Genomic DNA, 18,295 nt, shown 5'->3' on the forward strand with positions numbered 1-18,295 from the left:
ATCAATAAGATTTTACAATGAACTGAGGTGGATGTGTCGAACATCAGCATCGAGAAAGAACTGCAGAAATCCTACCTGGAATATTCGCTCAGCGTCATCATCGGCCGGGCCATCCCGGACGTGCGCGACGGCCTCAAGCCCGTGCACCGGCGAATCCTCTTCGCCATGCACGAGCTGGGCAACACGTACAACCGGCCCTACAAGAAATCCGCCCGCGTGGTCGGTGACGTCATCGGCAAATTCCACCCCCACGGCGATTCGGCCGTGTACGACGCCCTGGTGCGCATGGCTCAGGACTTCAACATGCGCGACCCCCTGGTCGACGGGCAGGGCAACTTCGGCTCCATCGACGGCGACGCCGCGGCGGCCATGCGTTACACTGAGGCGCGCATGTCGCGGCTGGCCGGCTCCTTCCTGGCCGACATCGAAAAGGACACGGTGGAGTTCCGCCCCAACTACGACAACTCCCTGCAGGAGCCCTCGGTCCTGCCGACCAAGGTGCCCAACCTGCTGATCAATGGTTCCTCGGGCATCGCCGTGGGCATGGCCACCAACATCCCGCCCCACAACCTGGGCGAGGTCGTGGACGGCACCCTGCACCTGCTGGACAACCCGCAGGCCTCCATCGACGAGCTCATGCGCTACATCAAGGCTCCGGACTTCCCCACGGCCGCCCTGCTCTACGGCCGGTCCGGCATCCGCGAGGCCTACCACACGGGCCGCGGTTCCGTGCGCATCCGCTCCCGCGTCGAGATCGAGAAGCGCAAAGGGGACCTCGAATCCATCGTGGTCCGGGAGATCCCTTACGCCCTGAACAAGTCCACCCTGGTGGAGAAGATCGCCCTGCTCGTCAACGAGCGCAAGATCGAGGGCATCTCGGACCTGCGCGACGAGTCGGACATGAAGGGCATCCGCATCGTCATGGACCTGAAGAAGGGCGTGTTCTCCGACGTCATCATCAATCAGCTCTTCAAGTACACGTCCCTGGAGACGAGCTTCGGCATCAACATGATGGCCGTGGTCAACAACCGGCCGCAGCTCCTGAACCTCAAGCAGGTGCTCGAGTATTTCCTCGATTACCGCCGCGAGGTCATCATCCGGCGTTCGCGCTTCGACCTGAAGAAGGCCCAGCACCGGGCCCACATCCTCGAAGGCCTGCGCATCGCTCTGGACCACATCGACGAGGTGGTCAGCCTCATTCGCGCCTCCCGCACGCCGCAGGAGGCCAAGGAACGCCTGCGCGAGCGCTTCGGCCTGTCCGAGATCCAGGCCCAGGCCATCCTCGACATGCGCCTGCAGCGCCTGACCAACCTCGAGCGCGAGAAGCTCCTGGAGGAATACGCCGAGCTGCTCAAGCAGATCGAGTACCTGACCAGCGTCATCGAGAACCCCGAGGTCCTCAAATCCGTCATCCGGCAGGAGCTCCAGGAGCTGCGCGACACCTTCGCCACGCCGCGCAAGTCCGAGATCCTGGCCCATGACCCCGACTCCATCGACATCGAGGACATCATCCCCGACGAGCCCGTGGTCATCACCCTGTCCCGCAACGGGTACCTGAAACGCACGAGCCTGGACAACTACCGCCAGCAGCGCCGTGGCGGCACGGGCATCACCGGCGTGCAGGTGGCCGACGAGGACTTCATCACCTCCATCCTGACCACCTCCAACCACCAGTACATGAACCTGTTCAGCAACAAGGGGAAGATGTACCAGATCAAGGTGCACCAGATCCCCGAGGGCGGGCGCACGGCGCGCGGCAAGCACGTGGCCAACCTGCTGCCCCTGGACAGCAACGAGTACATCGCCACGGCCATGACCTGCCGCGACCTGGATCAGGATAAGTACTACTTCTTCTACACCCGCCAGGGCGTGGTCAAACGCAGCGTCGCGAGCCTCTACCGCAACGTCCGGGCCGTGGGCCTCATTGCCCTGGGCATGCGCGAGGACGACGAACTCATCGGCGTGTGCGAGGTGGAGGCCGCCGACGAGATGGTCCTGGTCACGGCCGACGGCTACTCCATCCGCTTCGCCTGTTCCGAGGTGCGGTCCATGGGCCGCTCGGCCACGGGCGTCAAGGGCCTGGCCCTGCGCAAGGGCGACCAGGTCGTGGCTGGCGTGGTCATCGGCAAGGACGACAGGCAGGAGCTGTTGACCATCGCCGAGAACGGCTACGGCAAGCGCACCCAGGTCGAGCACTTCCGGGCCCAGTCGCGCGGCGGCAAGGGCATCATCAACATGCGCATCACGCCCAAGACCGGCAAGGTCGTCGGCGCCATGATGGTCCATCCCACGGACGAACTGATCCTGCTGACCTCGGGCAGCAAGATCATCCGCATCGGCATCTCCGACATCAGTCTGGTGGGCCGAGCCACCCAGGGCGTGCGCCTGGTGCGCCTGGAGGACGAACAGACCGTGGTCTGCTTCGACCATGTGCCCACGGATACTGTCGAGACCGCCGGGACGCCCCGACCTACGCCGGTTCCGGCCGACATGGAGGATCCCGAGGATTTGCTGGATACGGACCTGCCGGATGACGAACCCGGCGAGGCCGACGAGTCCGAGGATGGCGAGGCATAGGGCATTGGACCAAAAGATGAAAAGGCGCGTCCCGCACGGGGCGCGCCTTTTTTGCGCGTATCGCGGGGGCAATGCGGTACTGGACGCTCGGCCCCCGGTGGTGTAAGGGCCCATGCCATGAAACGTGTACGAAAGACCGTGCGTCATGCAGCGACAGGGGACAGGCCGGAAGGCGGGTCCCTTTTTTTTGGCCACACGCCAACCATGGCCCCCAGGGCGGGACGGGAAGTGATATGAACTGGCGCCACAAGGATCTTCTGGAAATTTCGCAGCTCAGTCCGGCCGAGATCGGCCACGTCTTCGAAACGGCGGCCAGGTTCGCGGAGGTCAACCAGCGGCCCATCAAGAAGGTGCCCATCCTGAAGGGCAAGAGCGTGGTTCTCTTCTTCGCCGAGGCCTCCACGCGCACCAAGACCTCCTTCGACATGGCCGGCAAGCGGCTCTCGGCCGACACCTTCAGCCTGGCCAAGTCGGGCAGCTCCCTGCAGAAGGGCGAGAGCCTCAAGGACACGGCCCTGACCCTGCAGGCCATGAACCCCGACGCCATCGTCATCCGGCACTGGGACAGCGGGGCGGCGCGCTTCCTGGCCGAACGGCTGGAGTGCTCGGTCATCAACGCCGGCGACGGCTGGCACGCCCACCCGACCCAGGCCCTGCTGGACGGGTTCACCCTGAGCCGGGTCTGGGACTCCTTCGAGGGCAAGACCGTCTGCATCCTGGGCGACGTGGCCCACAGCCGAGTGGCCCGCTCCGACGTGGAACTCCTGACCATGCTCGGCGCGCGCGTGCGGGTCTGCGCCCCGCGCACCCTGCTCCCTGCCGCCGTCTCGACCTGGCCCGTGGAGGTCTTCTCCGACGTGGGCAGGGCCTGCACGGGCGTGGACGCGGTCATCTGCCTGCGCCTGCAGCTCGAACGCCAGCAGGCCGGGCTGCTGCCGGACCTGCGCGAGTACGCCGGAACCTACGGCCTGGCGCCCAGGCACCTGGAGAAGGCCAACCCCGGCGTGAAGATCATGCACCCCGGCCCCATGAACCGCGGCCTGGAGATCGCCTCCGAGCTGGCCGACTGCGGCGCGAGCCTCATCCTGGACCAGGTCGCCGCGGGCGTGGCCGTGCGCATGACCCTCCTGCACCTCTATCTGACCCGCTCCCGGGTCTCGGCCTGAGCGGAGGCGGAACAATGGCACATGTCGATTTGCTGATTCGAAACGTTTCCTGGCAGGACCGTGATTGCGACCTGCTCGTCGGTGACGGGAAGGTGGTGGAGCTCGCCGACGCGGGAACGGCCCAGGCGTCCGAGGCCCGGGTCGTGGACGGCGGCGGGCTCACGCTCCTGCCGAGCCTCATCGATGCCCACGTGCACCTGCGCGAGCCCGGCCAGGAGTACAAGGAGGACATCGCCTCGGGCCTGTCGGCCGCGGCCGGCGGGGGCTTCGGCCAGGTCATGGCCATGGCCAACACGAGCCCTGTCAACGACAACGCCTCGGTCACGCGCCTCATGCTGCAGAAGGCGGCCCTGGCGTTCCCGGGTGGGCCCTGGGTGCGGCCCGTGGGCGCCCTGACCGTGGGCCTCGCCGGCAAGGAGTTGGCCCCGGCCGGCGAGCTGGCCCGGGCCGGGTGCGTGGCCCTGTCCAACGACGGCGTGCCCGTCGAGAACACCGAGTTTTTCCGGCGCGCCATGGAATACGCCGCGGACTTTGGCCTCAAGGTCATCGACCATTGCGAGGACCCGTGGCTTGGCCGCGGCGGGGTCATGAACGAGGGCGAGATTTCGGGCCGTCTGGGTCTCAAGGGCGTGCCGACCGTGTCCGAGGCCATGCAGGTGGCCCGCGACATTCTCCTGGCCTCGTACCTGAACCTGCCCGTCCATCTGGCCCACATCAGCTGCCGCGAGTCCGTGGAGCTCATCGCCAGGGCCAAGGAACGCGGCGTGCCCGTCACGGCCGAGACCTGCCCCCACTACCTGCTGTGGGACGAGACCAGAGTCGGCAATTACGACACGAGCGTGCGCGTCAACCCGCCACTGCGCACCCGCGACGACGTGCTGGCCCTGCGCCAGGCCGTGCGAACCGGGGTCATCGACATCCTGGTCACGGACCACGCGCCTCACGCGGCCCATGAAAAGGAAGTGACCTTCGCCGACGCGCCAAACGGCATCTCCGGGCTCGATACGGCCCTGTCCCTGACTTACGAGTTGGTGCGCAGCGGCGAACTGGACTTCGCCGACATCGCGCGCCTGTGGTGCTGGCGCACGGCCGACATCTTCAGTCTGCCTGCCAACCGCATGCAGCCCGGCGACCCGGCCGATTTCGTCCTCTTCGACCCGGACCTGGCCTGGGTGGCCTCGGCCGAGGCGCTCCTGTCCAAGGGCAAGAATACGCCCTGCCTGGACAAGGAGGTGCCGGGCCGGGTCATGGCGCACTACCTCGGCGGTGAAAAGGTGTTTTCCAGGTAGGTTTCGCGCCGCCGCCTTGAGCCGCGGCGGGATTTGGGCTAGCCGTTTCTCTTGGAAGGGATTTCAGCCCGGGAATGACATGGCCAACATACTCATCGTCGACGACGACCTAAGCCTGCGCGAGGTCCTGGAGATCGCCCTGCTCAAGAAGGGGCACACGGTCTGGACCGCGCCTGACTCGGCCACGGCCCTGTCCGTGCTGCAGAAGCAGTCCATCGCGCTTATCCTCCTGGACCTGCGCCTGGGCCGGGAGAGCGGCATCGACCTGCTGGTGCGCATCCGCGAGACGTGGACGGACGTGCCGGTGCTCATGGTCACGGCCTACGCCGACGCAAAGAGCGCCATCACGGCCATGAAGCACGGGGCCAAGGACTACATCTCCAAGCCCTTCGAACTGGACGACCTCCTCTACACCGTCGAGCGGACCCTGGAGACGGCGCGTCTGAAGGAAGAGAACGACTGGCTCAAGGGTCAGATCAGCCGCCATTACGGCGAGATCATCGGCCACAGCCGCCAGATGCAGGTCGTCTTCGACCTGGTGCGGCGCATCGCGCCGACCAACATCAACGTGCTGCTGACCGGCGAGTCGGGCACGGGCAAGGAACTCTTCGCCCGCTGCATCCACGACGAGAGCCGGCGCTGCGGACAGCCGTTCCTGGCCATCAACTGCGGCGGCCTGCCGGAGAATCTGGTCGAGAGCGAGCTGTTCGGCTACCGCAAGGGGGCCTTCACCGGCGCGGACCGCAACAAGAAGGGCCTCCTGGAGATGGCCGAGGGCGGGACCCTCTTTTTGGACGAGGTGGGCGAGCTGGCCCCTTCCACCCAGGTCCGGCTTCTGCGCTACATCCAGGAGCGCTGCTTCATCCCCCTGGGCGGGACCGAGGAACTGCGCTCGGACGTGCGCATCATCGCGGCCACCAACCGCAACGTCGAGCAGTGCGTGGCCGACGGCGATTTTCGCGAGGATCTCTACTACCGCCTGAGCGGGGTCAAGGTGCACCTGCCTCCTCTGCGCGAGCGCGGCGAGGACGTGCTGGACCTGGCCGACCATTTTCTGGACAAGGCCTGCCGGGCCCAGAAGCGCCAGCTGAAAGGGTTCACGCCCGAGGCCCGCAAGAAGCTCCTGGCCTACGGCTACCCCGGCAACGTGCGGGAACTGGAGAACATCGTGGAGCGGGCCGTGGCCCTGGAGCCCGGCGACGCCGTCTCGGCCCAGTCCCTCGTCATCTACGAGAAGATCGCCGCAACGGAGCAGGACGGCGGGATTCACAAGGTCCTATCGGGCCAGATGACCCTTGACGAGTACCTGGCCGAGCACGAACACCGGGTCATCGCCGAAGCCCTGCGCCGCTGCGGCGGGCACAAGGGCCGGGCCGCCGAGATGGTGGGGCTCAATTTCCGGCAGTTCCGCTACCGCTTGACCAAGGCGGGGGAAAAAGACGAAGATATTTGAACGGTCTCCGAACCACGACGACCGCCAACACGACTCTCAAGGAGACATTGATGCCTCAGCCGATAAAAGAAGCGGCCTCCATCTGCAAAACCATCATGCGCAACGGCTATGACGCCTATGTCATCAACGCCGCCCTGCAGCGCAAGATTCTCGCCACGTCCAAGGACGCCGAGGTGGAGATCTGCACGGATCTGGACCTGAAGGGCCTCAAAAGCCTTTTCCCCGAAGTGGCCGCCGGCGAGGGCGACATCGTGGCCCGCATGAACCAGGGCGCCGCGACGTTCCTCTTCCACCCGGCCGACATGGCCGACGCGTCCCACCCCGAAGCCTGCGTGGCGCAGGTCACGGGCACCATGCTCAAGAAGCTGGAGAAGGACGACGCCTTCCCGGTCAACTACGCCTGCCCGTTCATCCCCCGTTCCCGCGACGTGTATGATGGGTTCGAGAACATCTCCGGCGGCCAGATCAGGTTCCAGGGCATCCCCGACGAGACCCTCAAGCACGACTACCTGCGCGCCATCCGCGCCCTGCGCTTTTCGGCCAACTACCACCTGCCCATCGAGGAGAACTCGTGGATGTCCATCATCCGCGCCTCCCGCCGTGTCCTCGACTATGTCTCGGTCACGGATATCATGGACGAGTGGCGCAAGGTCGAGGCCGAGAACATGTGGCGCTTCGCCGAACTGCTCTTCGACTCCATGATCCTGCATGGCCTGGTGCCGGAACTCGCCGCCCTGAGCCGCATCTTCCAGACCTTCGACGAGGAGACCGGCCCCGTGTCCATCTGGGAGCACACCCTGAAGGTCATGAGCCACTATCCCGAAGAGCTGCCTTACGATTGGTACGGCACCCTGGGCTGCCTGTTCCTGAACTGCGGCAAGCTCTACGCCGGGGAGGTCTACGACGGGCGGACCACGTTCTACCAGCACCACCGCATCGGGGCCAAGGTCGCGCGCAAGATCCTGAAGCGCCTGCGCCTGAACACCGAGGAAGTGGACATGATCGTCAACCTGGTGCGCAACCACATGCGCTTCCACTTCATGCTTACGGACAAGGGCATCCGTCGTTTCAAGGCCGTGGACGACTACCCGCGCCTCATCGAGATGGCCCGGGCCGACATCAAGGCCAGGAATGCCAACTACACGGAATTCAATCACAACATGAAGATGCTGGAGCGTGCCGATATCCGCGAGGAACTCCTCGAACCGCTCCTGAACGGCAAGCAGATCATGGATCTGGCCGGCATCAAGCCCGGTCCGGCCGTGGGCCTCATCCGCGACAACCTGCTCCAGGCCCAGATCGCGGGCGACGTGAACACCATCGAGGAGGCCGAACGTTTCGTTCTGGCGTACAGAGAAAAAGAGCAGCTCTAATCCTCTGTTTTGTAACAATCTTTTCGGTTGTCGAAGGCACGAGGGGCGCGCGGGACGCGTTCCTTGTGCCTTTGCGATTCCGGACAACGCGGCAGCATGCGCAACATTCTTGAACTGACGTACCCTGAACTTGAAGAGGCCGTCCGCGCCATGGGCCACCAGGCCTTCCGCGCCCGGCAGCTGTGGCAGTGGCTGTGGCGCAAGGGCGTGCGCGATTTTTCGGACATGACCAACATCGCCAGGGATTTCCGGGATCAGCTCGCGCGCGAGTGGTCCCTCGGCTGGCCCGAAACGGTCGAAACCCAGCAAAGTACCGACGGCACGGTCAAGCTCCTGCTGCGCCTGACCGACGGGGCCCTGGTCGAGACCGTGCTCATCCCGGACAAGGACCGCTACACCCAGTGCCTGTCCTGCCAGATCGGCTGCCCCATGGGCTGCACCTTCTGCAGCACGGGACTCATGGGCTTCGTGCGGAACATGACCGGCGGGGAGATCGCGTCCCAGGTGCTGGTGGCGAGGGAGCATCTGCGCGCCCACGGCCTGGCCGCGGAGGTCAAGAACCTCGTGTACATGGGCATGGGCGAACCCCTGACCAACTGGGAGGAGGTCCGGCGCAGCCTGCAGATCCTGTCCCACCCCGAGGGGCTCGAGTTCTCGCGGCGGCGCATCACCCTCTCGACCTGCGCCATCAAGGGGAAGCTCGGCGTCTTCGACACGGAAGGCCTGGCCCTGCCGGCCATCTCCCTGCACGCCCCGACCCAGGAGATCCGCGAGCAGCTCATGCCCGGGGCAGCGCGCTGGCACATCGACGATCTGATCAAGACCCTGCAGGAGCTGGAGCTCAAGCCCAGGGAGAGGGTGACCATCGAGTACATCCTCATCAAGGGCGTGAACGACAGCCTGCAGCATGCCCGGCAGCTGGTGCGCCTGCTGTCGCATCTCAAGTGCAAGATCAACCTCATCGCCTACAACCCCGGCCCGGGCATCGGGTACGCCGCGCCCGCGACCGAGGATGTGCTGGCCTTCGAGGAGCTTCTGCGCAAGAAGGGCTTCACCGTGACCTTGCGCAAGAGCAAGGGGCAGGATATCGCGGCGGCCTGCGGCCAGCTCAAGACCGAGGCCGAACGCCGCATGAATACGACGCACGAACAAGGACACTAGGAATGGAACAGCCTGATTTCGAGAAGTGCGGTGGCCTCGTCCCGGTCATCGCCCAGGACGCGGCCAGCGGCGAGGTGCTCATGCTCGCCTACATGAACGAGGACGCCTGGAACGAGACCTTGCGCACCGGCGAGGTCCATTACTACAGCCGCAGCCGCAAGTGCCTGTGGCACAAGGGCGGCACTTCGGGCCATGTGCAGAAGGTGCGGACCATCCGCATGGACTGCGACCGGGACACGGTGCTGGTGAAGGTGGAGCAGATCGGCGGCGCGGCCTGCCATACGGGCCGCAGAAGCTGTTTTTATCGTGAACGGGATGATAAGGGGCAGTGGACCGACTGCTCCCCCATGGTTTTCGACCCCAAGGAGGTTTACAAATAATGGCTGATGGAAAACAGATGCGTATCGGGATTCCCAAGGGTTCCCTGGAAGAGGCCACTGTCAAGCTTTTCGCCAAGGCGGGCTGGAAAGTGACCTCCCACCACCGGAACTACTTCCCTGAAATAAACGACCCGGAACTGACCTGCTCCCTGTGCCGCGCCCAGGAGATGGCCCGCTACGTGGAAAGCGGCCTGCTGGACGCCGGCCTGACCGGCAAGGACTGGATCCTGGAAAACCAGTCCGACGTGGTCGTCGTCGACGACCTGATCTACTCCAAGGCCAGCAACCGTCCGGCCAAGTGGGTTCTGGCCGTGGCCGGCGACGCGCCCTATCGCCGTCCCGAAGACCTGGCCGGCAAGAAGATCGCCACGGAGTTCGTGGGCTTCACCCGCCGCTATTTCCAGGACGCCGGCATCCCCGTGGAGGTCGAGTACTCCTGGGGCGCCACCGAGGCCAAGGTGGTCGAGGGGCTGGTCGACGCCATCGTCGAGATCACCGAGACGGGCACGACCATCAAGGCCCACGGCCTGCGCATCATCGCCGAGCTGTTGCAGACCAACACCCAGCTCATCGCCAACAAGGACGCCTGGAGCGACCCGTGGAAGCGGGCCAAGATCGAGAACATGAACACCCTGCTGCAGGGGGCGCTCAGGGCCGACAAGCTCGTGGCCCTGAAGATGAACGCCCCGTCCGAGGCCGTGGACAAGGTCATGGCGCTGCTGCCGAGCATGAACTCCCCGACTGTGGCGCACCTGCACAATTCCGATTGGCTGTCCATCGAGACCGTGGTCGAGACCTGCCAGGTTCGCGACCTGATCCCGAGGCTGCAGTCCGTCGGGGCCCAGGCCATCATCGAGTACTCCCTGAACAAGGTCATCTAATCCGGGGCCCCCGATCCGGGGGCCGCCCAGGAGACGCCCATGAAGAAGTTCGCGCTGCTCTGCCTTCTCTGTCTGGCCCTTGCCGGGTGCGGGGCCAAGGCCGGCTCCAGGGGGATGTCCTCAGGCAGCATGACCGACAAGGAAGTGGACCTGCGGCTCAACCTCGTCGAGTCCCACATCAGCGGCCGTCAGTACCAGATCGCCCTGCAGGAGCTCATCAAGGTCGAGAGTGCGGCCGACCACCTCTCGCGGTACCATTTCGACGCGGGCCTCATCTACCTGGGCCTGGACGAACTGGAGAAGTCCCAGGAAGGGTTCGCCAAGGCGGCGGAGATCGACGAAGACTTCGCCGAGGCCTGGAACAACCTGGGCAAGGTGCTGGAAGCCCAGGGCAAGGATGCCGAGGCCGAGGCCGCCTATCGCAAGGCCTTCGGCATTTTGACCTATGTCACCCCGGAGTTCGCGGCCTACAACCTCGGCAGCCTCCTGCTGCGTAAGGGGCGGGCCAAGGAGGCCGAGGATTTCGGCCGCAAGGCCCTGGCCCGGAACTGGCGATTCATCCCTGCCTACAAGTTGCTCTCCGACGCTTTCATCGCCCAGAACCGTATGGACGATGCCGAATCGGTGCTCAAGAGCGGTCTGGAGGCCGACATGAACAGCACGTCGACCATGTTGGCCCTGGCCGAGCACCAGGTTCGCATCGGCAAGACGATGGAAGCCAAGGAACTCTTTGAGCGCATCGCCACCAAGTATCCCAAGTCCGGTGAAGCCAAAGCGGCCCGGGATTACCTGGACCTTCTGCAATGACGGCCCCGAGGACGGCCCGCGCGTCCTCGGCCTGAACCCCTGGATCCACGATTTCGCGGCCTACGGGCTCTGGTCCCGCCCCGCCGGACTGCTGGCGGGCCTGCACATGATGCGGGCCGCAGGCGCCCGCGTCGCGCTCATGGACTGCCTGGACCGCGCATGGTCCGCAGTGCCTTGGCCCAAGGCCCACCCCACGGGCAAGGGCCCCTTCCCCAAGACTCCGCTGCCCAAGCCCGCAGCATTGCAGGGCGTTCCGCGGCGGTACAGCCGTTACGGGCATCACCCCGACACGGTGCGTCACGCCCTGCAACGCCTCTCCCCTGCCCCCGATCTTGTCCTCGTGACCACGGTCATGACGTATTGGTGCCCCGGCGCGGCCGAGGCCATACGCATGGTCCGTGAAATATGGCCGCGCGCCCCCGTGGCCCTGGGCGGCTGTGCCAGAACAATCCATATGGGGCCGTGTGTGGAGGGGGGATATACGCCGGAGTGGGCGCGCCACTGGCGCGGTCTGCTGAAAGGATGACTGGGCCTGGCCCCGGCGAGGCGGGGTTTGGCCGCGGGTGTGGGACGGTTCAATCCACGTCGATGCGCAGCAGATCCTCGTCTTCCAGGTCTTCGGGGTATTCCCCGGAATCCAGGTCGCAAAAGCCGAAGCCCACGGAGCACATGGGCAGCCCGAGGAGTTCCACCAAGCTCAGATGCCGGTCCACGGCCAGAGAGAAGCCGCAATCCAGATCGGGGCAATGCAGGATTTCGCTGATTTCCTCGCTCGTGACATCGGTATTGAAGAGCTGCGACAGAAACTCGGGCTTGCCGCCCAGGCTTTTGCCCTTGCCGTCGTGGTCCAGGGACGGTGCTGCGGATTTATAGGTATCCACAAGTTCTCCGTCTGAGTAGAGCCAGTAGCAGAACCGCTCTTCATCTTCGGTTTTTACGGCGAGGGCCGGACACCCGAAGTAGCCCGACAGGTCTTCGGCCAGATCGGTCAGGATGGAGGGGTCACCTTCGTCGCTGTCCATCTCGTAGACCGTGGTCAGCCCATCCTCGGTCGGCGAGACGAAGGCCGACTTCCCCTGGTTGCCGAGTTCCTGCAGAATATCCTGCGCCTGCGGTCCCTTGAGCGTGATGTTTGCGTAGGTGGTTCCCATATGAGGTTTCTTCAAGCAGATTCTCGGTGAAGATGCAAGCCTGTGGATACGGTATCACGGAAAATCGATAATATAGTTTATCCACCTGTTTTTTAAGCGAATTTGCACAGTTTTTAACGTTGTGGCCAGAGTGCTGTCGTGGGCTTCGGGGCTTGAGAAAGGCCGAAGCTTCGCGTACCGGCAGACGACGGGGGCCGTGTGACACGGCCGGCGGTCCCGGCTCAAGCCGCGGACCGGAGTGGTCTCTACATACCGGTACGGCTATTAGATGTCTTTTTATACTTTGGAGGATTCATGAGTGCAGTGAAGGCGATGTGTACGGACAAGGCGGGCAAGGGTGTGGTCATCCAGGGCAACATGGCCTTCGCCGTGGGGTGCGTGCGTGCGGGAATTCATGCCGCGGACGGCTATCCGGGAACGCCCAGCACCGAGGTCATCGACAAGGGGCTGTCCCAGGTCCAGGACATGATCACCGTGGGCTGGTCCGTGAACGAGGCCGTGGCCGCGGGCGTGGGCTTCGGCCACACCCTGGCCGGCAGCGACTGCGTCGTGACCATGAAGATCCCCGGCCTCTTCCAGGCCGCCGACGTCATCACCAGCGCCGCCTTCTACACCGGGCAGCGCGGCAGCCTCGTCTACTACATCGCCAGCGACTACACGCCCAGCTCCACCCAGCATCTGGTCGACCCGCGCTACGTGCTCAAGAGCTGCTGCGTGCCGGTCTTCGAGCCGCGCAACCACCAGGAAATGCACGAGGCCGCCCGCATCGCTGCAGACCTCGGACGGCAGTTCAGTACCCCTGTGGCCGTCATCGCCTCGGGCGTGCTCTGCCACAGTGAAGGGCTGGTGCGGCTCATGGACACGGCCGTGCGTGAAAAAGCCCCCCTGCCCGAGAAGATGAGCGATTTCATCACCCTGCCCAACCGGGCGCGCATGTTCCACGACCAGGTCCGCACCACGCGCATCCCGGCCCTGCGCCAGATGGTCGAGGACAGCCCGCTGAACACCTGGACCAAGGGCGACGGCAGCGTCGGCATCATCACCCATGGCGTGAACGGCCTCTTCGTCGAGGAGGTAAAGGCCGCCACGGGCAAGAACATCGACGTCCTGTCCCTGGGCTTCACCTACCCCCTGCCCATGGATCTCATCCGCCGCTTTTGCGAGAGCGTCTCGGGCCCCGTCTTCGTCATCGAGGACGGCTACCGTTTCATCCAGGAGGGCATCCTGGCCGAAGGCATCGCCGTTCAAGGCAAGGGCCAGGACGAGACCGTCACCGAATGGTCCCCGGCCCTCATCGCCGCCCGCCTGGGCCTGGCTTCTTCCGCCGGCGCGTCCAAGGTGGCCAGCCTGCCGCGTCCGCCCATGATCTGCGCGGGCTGCCCGTACCGCCTGTTCGGCCAGATCGTCGGCAAGATGCGCAAGAAGGGCAAGCTCGAAGCAGTCTTCGGCGACATCGGCTGCAACACTCTCCTGCACTTCCTGAACGCCATGGACACGGCCCTGGCCATGGGCGCCAGCGAAGCCAAGCGCCTGGGCTACGTCCTGTCCCGGCCCGAGGCGGCGAGCAAGTGCCTGGCCGTCCTGGGCGACGGCACCGAGTGCCACAGCGGCATGGACGCCACGCGCAACACCATCTTCCGCAACATCCCGGGCGTGAAGGTCATCCTCAACAACAACTGGACGGCCATGACCGGCGGCCAGCCCTCTCCGACCTCCCCGGCCAACCTGGCCGGCGACCCCAACGTCTTCGACCTGAACGGCAGCCTCAAGGCCCACGGCGCCAATGTCGTCGAGGTCAGCGGCTACGAAAGGAAGGATCTCGAACAGGCCCTGAAAAAGGCCCTGGCCGACGCCGAGGCCGGCACCTTCACCACCCTCGTGGTCACCGGCACCTGCATCCGCAAGATGCCCAAGGAGTCCTACGGCGTGAAAATGGCCGTGGACCCCGAACTGTGCATCCGCTGCGGCATGTGCCAGATCTGCTCCGGCATCGAGGCCGACGCCGAAGGCCTGCCTTTCTTCAACAACATCTGCACGGGCTGCGTCAGCCAGAATCCGGCCTGCGCCCAGATGTGTCCCAAGGGGGCCATCGCCCCGGCCCGCGACCAGAGCGCCTGCGGCCTGACGACCTGCCCGGAGCTGCCCGCGCCGCCCGCATCCATCGACCTGCCGCCCGTGACCGGCGGCCTGCCGCCCTTCCTGTCCGTGGCCATCCGCGGCGTCGGCGGCCAGGGCAACCTCTTCTTCGGCCGCGTCATGACCCAGCTGGCCTACCTCCTGGGCTACGACAAGCAGAACATCGTCAAGGGCGAAACCCACGGCATGGCCCAGATGGGCGGCCCCGTCATCAGCACCTTCGCCTGCGGCAGCGTCCACTCGCCCGTGCTCATGCCCGGCACCACCCAATGCCTGGTCAGCATGGAACGCAGCGAAGTCTTCCGCCCCGGCTTCCTGGACATGCTCCGGCCCGGCGGCACGGTCATCCTGGCCGACACGGCCATCATGCCCCCGCTCTTCAAGGCCGAGAACTACCCCTCGGTCGAAGCCGTGCGCCAGGCCCTGGATGGGTACAAGGTCATCGACGTCGACGTCCTGAGCACCGCCCTGGGCCTGGGCGACCCCACGGGCCGCTGCGCCAACGTGGTCATGATCGGCGTTTTGAGCACCCTGCCGCCCTTCGACTCCTTCCCCACGGAGTACTGGCTGCAGGCCTTGAAGAACGTCAGCCCCAAGCCGGCCGTCTGGCAGGCCAACTACGCGGCCTTCCTGGCCGGGCGGGAGCTGGGGGGGAAGTAGGGGAATGCCTCCGGCGGGCAGGGACGCGGTCCCTGCACCCTTTTATCGTATCGTGCAAGCGGGCTTCGGCCCGCTTTTTTCGTGGTCGGGCTTCTCCGCCGGCCTTGATCCCGTGGTTCGCTCGGGGCATAACGGGCCGTCGTTCTGAACATCTTGCCGCCGTAGGGATACGCCATGCATACCCCCGACTATATCGATTTCGAAGCCATCACCGCCCTGTTCCGCGAAGCGCAGCTGGAAGGGCGGGACTTTCTGTACGAATACGAGGTCTACACTCTGCTTGCCAGGTCAGGGGCCGAGACCCCGCCCAGGGCCAACCTGCTGGTGCGCGGCGCGCGGCCGTCGGACGAGGAACTGGCCGCCATGCCCGGCGACAGGACGGTGCTCAAGATCGTCTCGCCGACCATCGTGCACAAGACCGAGGTCGGCGGCGTGCGCATCGTGCCCAAGACGCCCGACGGCGTGCGCTCGGCCCTGCGGCGCATGCTCTACGAGGTGCCCGAGAACTACGCCGCCTGGATCGAACGCCACCCCGACGCGGCGCCGCTCTCCTATCGCGGGCTCACGGGGCAGGGACTGGTGGCTGCCATCAGCCGGGACCTGAAGGGCGTGCTGCAGGTCCAGTTCATGCCGCCCGACTCCGACGCCTTCGGCAACGAGCTCATCGTCGGCCTGCGCCGCACGCGCGAGTTCGGCATGGTGCTCTCGGCGGGACTCGGCGGCACGGACACGGAACTCTACGCCCAGCGCTTCCGCAAGGGCCAGGCCATCGTGGCCGCGTCCACGGCCCTGACCGACGGCGAGGCCTTCTTCGAACTCTTCCGCCAGACCATCTCCTACAAGAAGCTGGCCGGCCTGACCCGCGGCCAGCGCCGCATCGTCGGCGACGACCAGCTCATCGAGTGCTTCGAGAGCTTCATCGCCATGGCCAACTTCTACTCCCCGGAAAACCCCGACGCGCCCTTCGTCATCGAAGAGCTCGAAATCAACCCCTTCGCCTTCACGGACTACCTCATGGTGCCCCTGGACGGCATGTGCCGCTTCTCCGTGCCCGGCAGCCGGCCCGTGGCGCGGCCCGTGGGCAAGATTGGCCATCTCCTGCACCCGGAGCGCATCGGCATCGTCGGCGTCTCGGCCACGCGCCGCAATTTCGGGCGCATCATCCTCGACAACATCCTGGCCCAGGGTTTCGCGCCCGAAAACGTGACCATCCTGCGCGAGGGCGGCCCCGACGAAAGCGGCGTGGCCTGCGTGCCCGGCCTGGCGGGTCTGCCCCACAAGCTCGACCTGCTCGTCGTGGCCGTGAACGCGGCCCAGGTGCCGGATCTGGTCGAGGATGTCATCGCGCGGGACGCGGCCCGGGCGGTCATGCTCATCCCCGGCGGCATGGGCGAGACCGAGGACAGCCGGGAGAGGGCGGCGCAGGTCATGGCCCGCATCGACGCGGCCCACGGCCAGGGCGACGGCGGGCCCGTGTTTCTTGGCGCCAACTGCATGGGAGTTGTTTCGCGGCCCGGCCGCTACGACACGTGGTTCATCCCCGAGGAGAAGCTGCCGCGGGAGCGCGGCAAGCCCTACCGCCATGCGGCCCTGGTCAGCCAGAGCGGGGCCTTCATGCTGCACCGCAGCAGCCAGTGCCCGGAACTGGCGCCGGCCTACATGATCTCCATGGGCAACCAGACGGACCTGACCCTGGGCGACATGGTCAGCTATTTCAAGGACTCGGACGAGGTGGATGTCATCGCGGTCTACGCCGAGGGCTTCAACGACCTCGACGGCCTGGCCTTCTGCCGGGCCGTGCGCGAGGCCGTGCTTACGGGCAAGGAGGTGGTCTTCTACAAGGCCGGCCGCACTCCCGAGGGCAAGTCCGCCACCAGCGGCCACACGGCCTCCCTGGCCGGGGACTACATGGTCTGCGAGAGCTGCGTGCGCCAGGCCGGGGCCATCGTGGCCCAGAACTTCAACCAGTTCCAGGACCTCTTCCTGCTGGCCGAGACCCTGCACGGCAAGAAGATCCGCGGCAACCGCCTGGCCGCCGTCAGCGGTGCGGGCTTCGAGGCCGTGGGCATGGCCGACTCCATCCAGAGCGACGACTACGCCATGCAACTGGCGCCCTTTGCGGCGGACACGGTCGAGAGGATCGGGGAACTGCTGCGGGAGAAGCGGCTGGACAAGCTGGTCAGCGTGGCCAACCCTCTGGACATCAACCCCTCGGCCGACGACGAGGCCCATGCCCGAGTGGCCGCCATCCTGGCCGAAGACCCGGGCGTGGACGCGGTCATCCTGGGCCTGGACCCCCTCTCGCCAGCCATGCACACCCTGGCGGACACGGGCGTGCCGGCCTTCGATCTGGGGGCCGAAGGGGGCATCGCGCAGCTTCTGCCGGCGGTGGCCAGGCTGAGCGACAAGCCGGTCATCGGCGTCATCGACGGCGGCCGCCTCTACGACCCCCTGCGCGACGCGCTCATGGCCGGCGGCGTGCCGGTCTTCCCAGTCTGCGACCGGGCCGTGGCCGCCCTGGCCCAGTACATCCAGGCCAGGCTCTACGCCGACCTGCTGCGAGGCGGGCTGGGCTGAGGTTTACGGGCGGCGCTTCGAGCGGAGGCGGTACAGCCGCTCGGTGAAGCCGCCCTCTTGAAGGAAGGTGTCGGCCTGGGCGGACAGCTGGCGGTCCAGGAGGTGGCAGGCCAGATTGAGGAGGGACAGGGCGGCGTTGGCGGCCAGGGTTTCGGGGGAGAGAGGGGGAATGGACTTGATGGACTGACACGGACGAACTCGGACGGGCACGGACCCCGGACCGGAAAGCGCCTCTTGTGCTTTGTCCGTGCCGGTCCGTGAAAGTCCGTGTTTGTCCATTGCCTTTTGCCTGTCCATTTCTTCCCTGACCCACTGCCGCACCTCATCAAGCCTAGCACAGCGCCGCTCCCTGAACCGCACCAGCGCCGGGTGGCTCGGCTCCAGTAGCGGCAGGCCCCGTTGCCGCAGAAAATCCTCATAATCCAGGCGCAGCTCTTCCAGGCTGGCGCGGCCCACGTTGGTCAGCTTGAGTTCCATCTTCCTCGACGTGCCTGACGCCTGGCTGCCCTCGGCGATGTTCTGCACGCCCGAGCGCGCGGCCTGGACCATCTGGTCGTGGGTGCGGCTGCGCCTGTTCACGAAGCGATCGCAGAACAGCACCGTCACGTCGTAAGCCAACTGCGCCACCCGAAAACTCTTCAGGCCCCGGTAGCCGCCGTGCTTCGGGATGAGCGCCTCCTGCAT

14 protein-coding genes are annotated in these 18,295 nt (G+C 65.8%); 12 read left to right on the forward strand and 2 right to left on the reverse strand.

The genetic code is table 11. From position 1 onward, the window contains the following. The first annotated feature begins 33 nt into the window (after window positions 1-33). The 10 genes from gyrA to ACYQ3G_RS05760 all read left to right on the forward strand — a co-directional run bounded on the left by gyrA (window position 34) and on the right by ACYQ3G_RS05760 (window position 11,613). A complete protein-coding gene (gene gyrA / locus ACYQ3G_RS05715) occupies window positions 34-2,577 on the forward strand; it encodes a DNA gyrase subunit A (protein WP_459823516.1) in 2,544 nt (847 codons plus the stop codon). A gap of 233 nt (window positions 2,578-2,810) precedes the next feature. Beyond that, window positions 2,811-3,743, forward strand: coding sequence for an aspartate carbamoyltransferase catalytic subunit (locus ACYQ3G_RS05720; RefSeq protein WP_459823519.1), 933 nt, complete (start codon window positions 2,811-2,813; stop codon window positions 3,741-3,743). Between the two features lie 14 nt (window positions 3,744-3,757). Next, window positions 3,758-5,032 carry a dihydroorotase gene (locus tag ACYQ3G_RS05725; RefSeq protein ID WP_459823522.1) on the forward strand — a complete coding sequence of 425 codons (1,275 nt, stop codon included), beginning with the start codon at window positions 3,758-3,760 and terminating at the stop codon, window positions 5,030-5,032. A 79-nt stretch (window positions 5,033-5,111) separates the two neighbouring features. Next, entirely contained in the window at window positions 5,112-6,485 is a 1,374-nt protein-coding gene (locus ACYQ3G_RS05730) for a sigma-54-dependent transcriptional regulator (protein ID WP_459823525.1), read from the forward strand. A gap of 50 nt (window positions 6,486-6,535) precedes the next feature. Continuing rightward, the gene (locus ACYQ3G_RS05735) at window positions 6,536-7,858 is read left to right on the forward strand and encodes a tRNA nucleotidyltransferase/poly(A) polymerase family protein (RefSeq protein WP_459823528.1); all 1,323 of its coding nucleotides are present in this window, start codon (window positions 6,536-6,538) and stop codon (window positions 7,856-7,858) included. Window positions 7,859-7,954: 96 nt separating this feature from the next. After that, window positions 7,955-9,019 carry a dual-specificity RNA methyltransferase RlmN gene (gene rlmN / locus ACYQ3G_RS05740; RefSeq protein WP_459823531.1) on the forward strand — a complete coding sequence of 355 codons (1,065 nt, stop codon included), beginning with the start codon at window positions 7,955-7,957 and terminating at the stop codon, window positions 9,017-9,019. Window positions 9,020-9,021: 2 nt separating this feature from the next. Next, on the forward strand, window positions 9,022-9,399 hold the full coding sequence (gene hisI, locus ACYQ3G_RS05745) for a phosphoribosyl-AMP cyclohydrolase (protein ID WP_459823533.1): 378 nt from the start codon (window positions 9,022-9,024) through the stop codon (window positions 9,397-9,399). Next, on the forward strand, window positions 9,399-10,280 hold the full coding sequence (gene hisG / locus ACYQ3G_RS05750) for an ATP phosphoribosyltransferase (RefSeq protein WP_459823536.1): 882 nt from the start codon (window positions 9,399-9,401) through the stop codon (window positions 10,278-10,280). Before hisI ends, hisG begins: the two co-directional genes overlap by 1 nt. Window positions 10,281-10,319: 39 nt before the next feature. Next, complete coding sequence (locus ACYQ3G_RS05755) at window positions 10,320-11,087, forward strand: tetratricopeptide repeat protein (RefSeq protein ID WP_459823539.1); 768 nt, start codon at window positions 10,320-10,322, stop codon at window positions 11,085-11,087. Then, entirely contained in the window at window positions 11,044-11,613 is a 570-nt protein-coding gene (locus ACYQ3G_RS05760) for a hypothetical protein (protein ID WP_459823542.1), read from the forward strand. The genes ACYQ3G_RS05755 and ACYQ3G_RS05760 overlap by 44 nt, the downstream gene beginning before the upstream one ends. A gap of 49 nt (window positions 11,614-11,662) precedes the next feature. Here ACYQ3G_RS05760 and ACYQ3G_RS05765 read toward each other — a convergent pair whose 3' ends face one another. Then, complete coding sequence (locus tag ACYQ3G_RS05765) at window positions 11,663-12,253, reverse strand: hypothetical protein (RefSeq protein WP_156902389.1); 591 nt, start codon at window positions 12,251-12,253, stop codon at window positions 11,663-11,665. A 279-nt stretch (window positions 12,254-12,532) separates the two neighbouring features. Here ACYQ3G_RS05765 and ACYQ3G_RS05770 point away from each other — a divergent pair, with 279 nt between their 5' ends. Continuing rightward, window positions 12,533-15,034: a 2-oxoacid:acceptor oxidoreductase family protein gene (locus ACYQ3G_RS05770; protein ID WP_459823546.1), complete on the forward strand. Its 2,502-nt coding sequence runs from the start codon at window positions 12,533-12,535 to the stop codon at window positions 15,032-15,034. Window positions 15,035-15,208: 174 nt separating this feature from the next. After that, window positions 15,209-17,611 (forward strand): acetate--CoA ligase family protein, encoded by a 2,403-nt coding sequence (locus ACYQ3G_RS05775; RefSeq protein ID WP_459823549.1) that lies wholly within the window; start codon window positions 15,209-15,211, stop codon window positions 17,609-17,611. A gap of 3 nt (window positions 17,612-17,614) precedes the next feature. Here ACYQ3G_RS05775 and ACYQ3G_RS05780 read toward each other — a convergent pair whose 3' ends face one another. Then, window positions 17,615-18,295 (reverse strand): four helix bundle suffix domain-containing protein, encoded by a 681-nt coding sequence (locus tag ACYQ3G_RS05780; protein ID WP_459823552.1) that lies wholly within the window; start codon window positions 18,293-18,295, stop codon window positions 17,615-17,617.

The organism is Desulfomicrobium salsuginis (genome assembly GCF_054657795.1).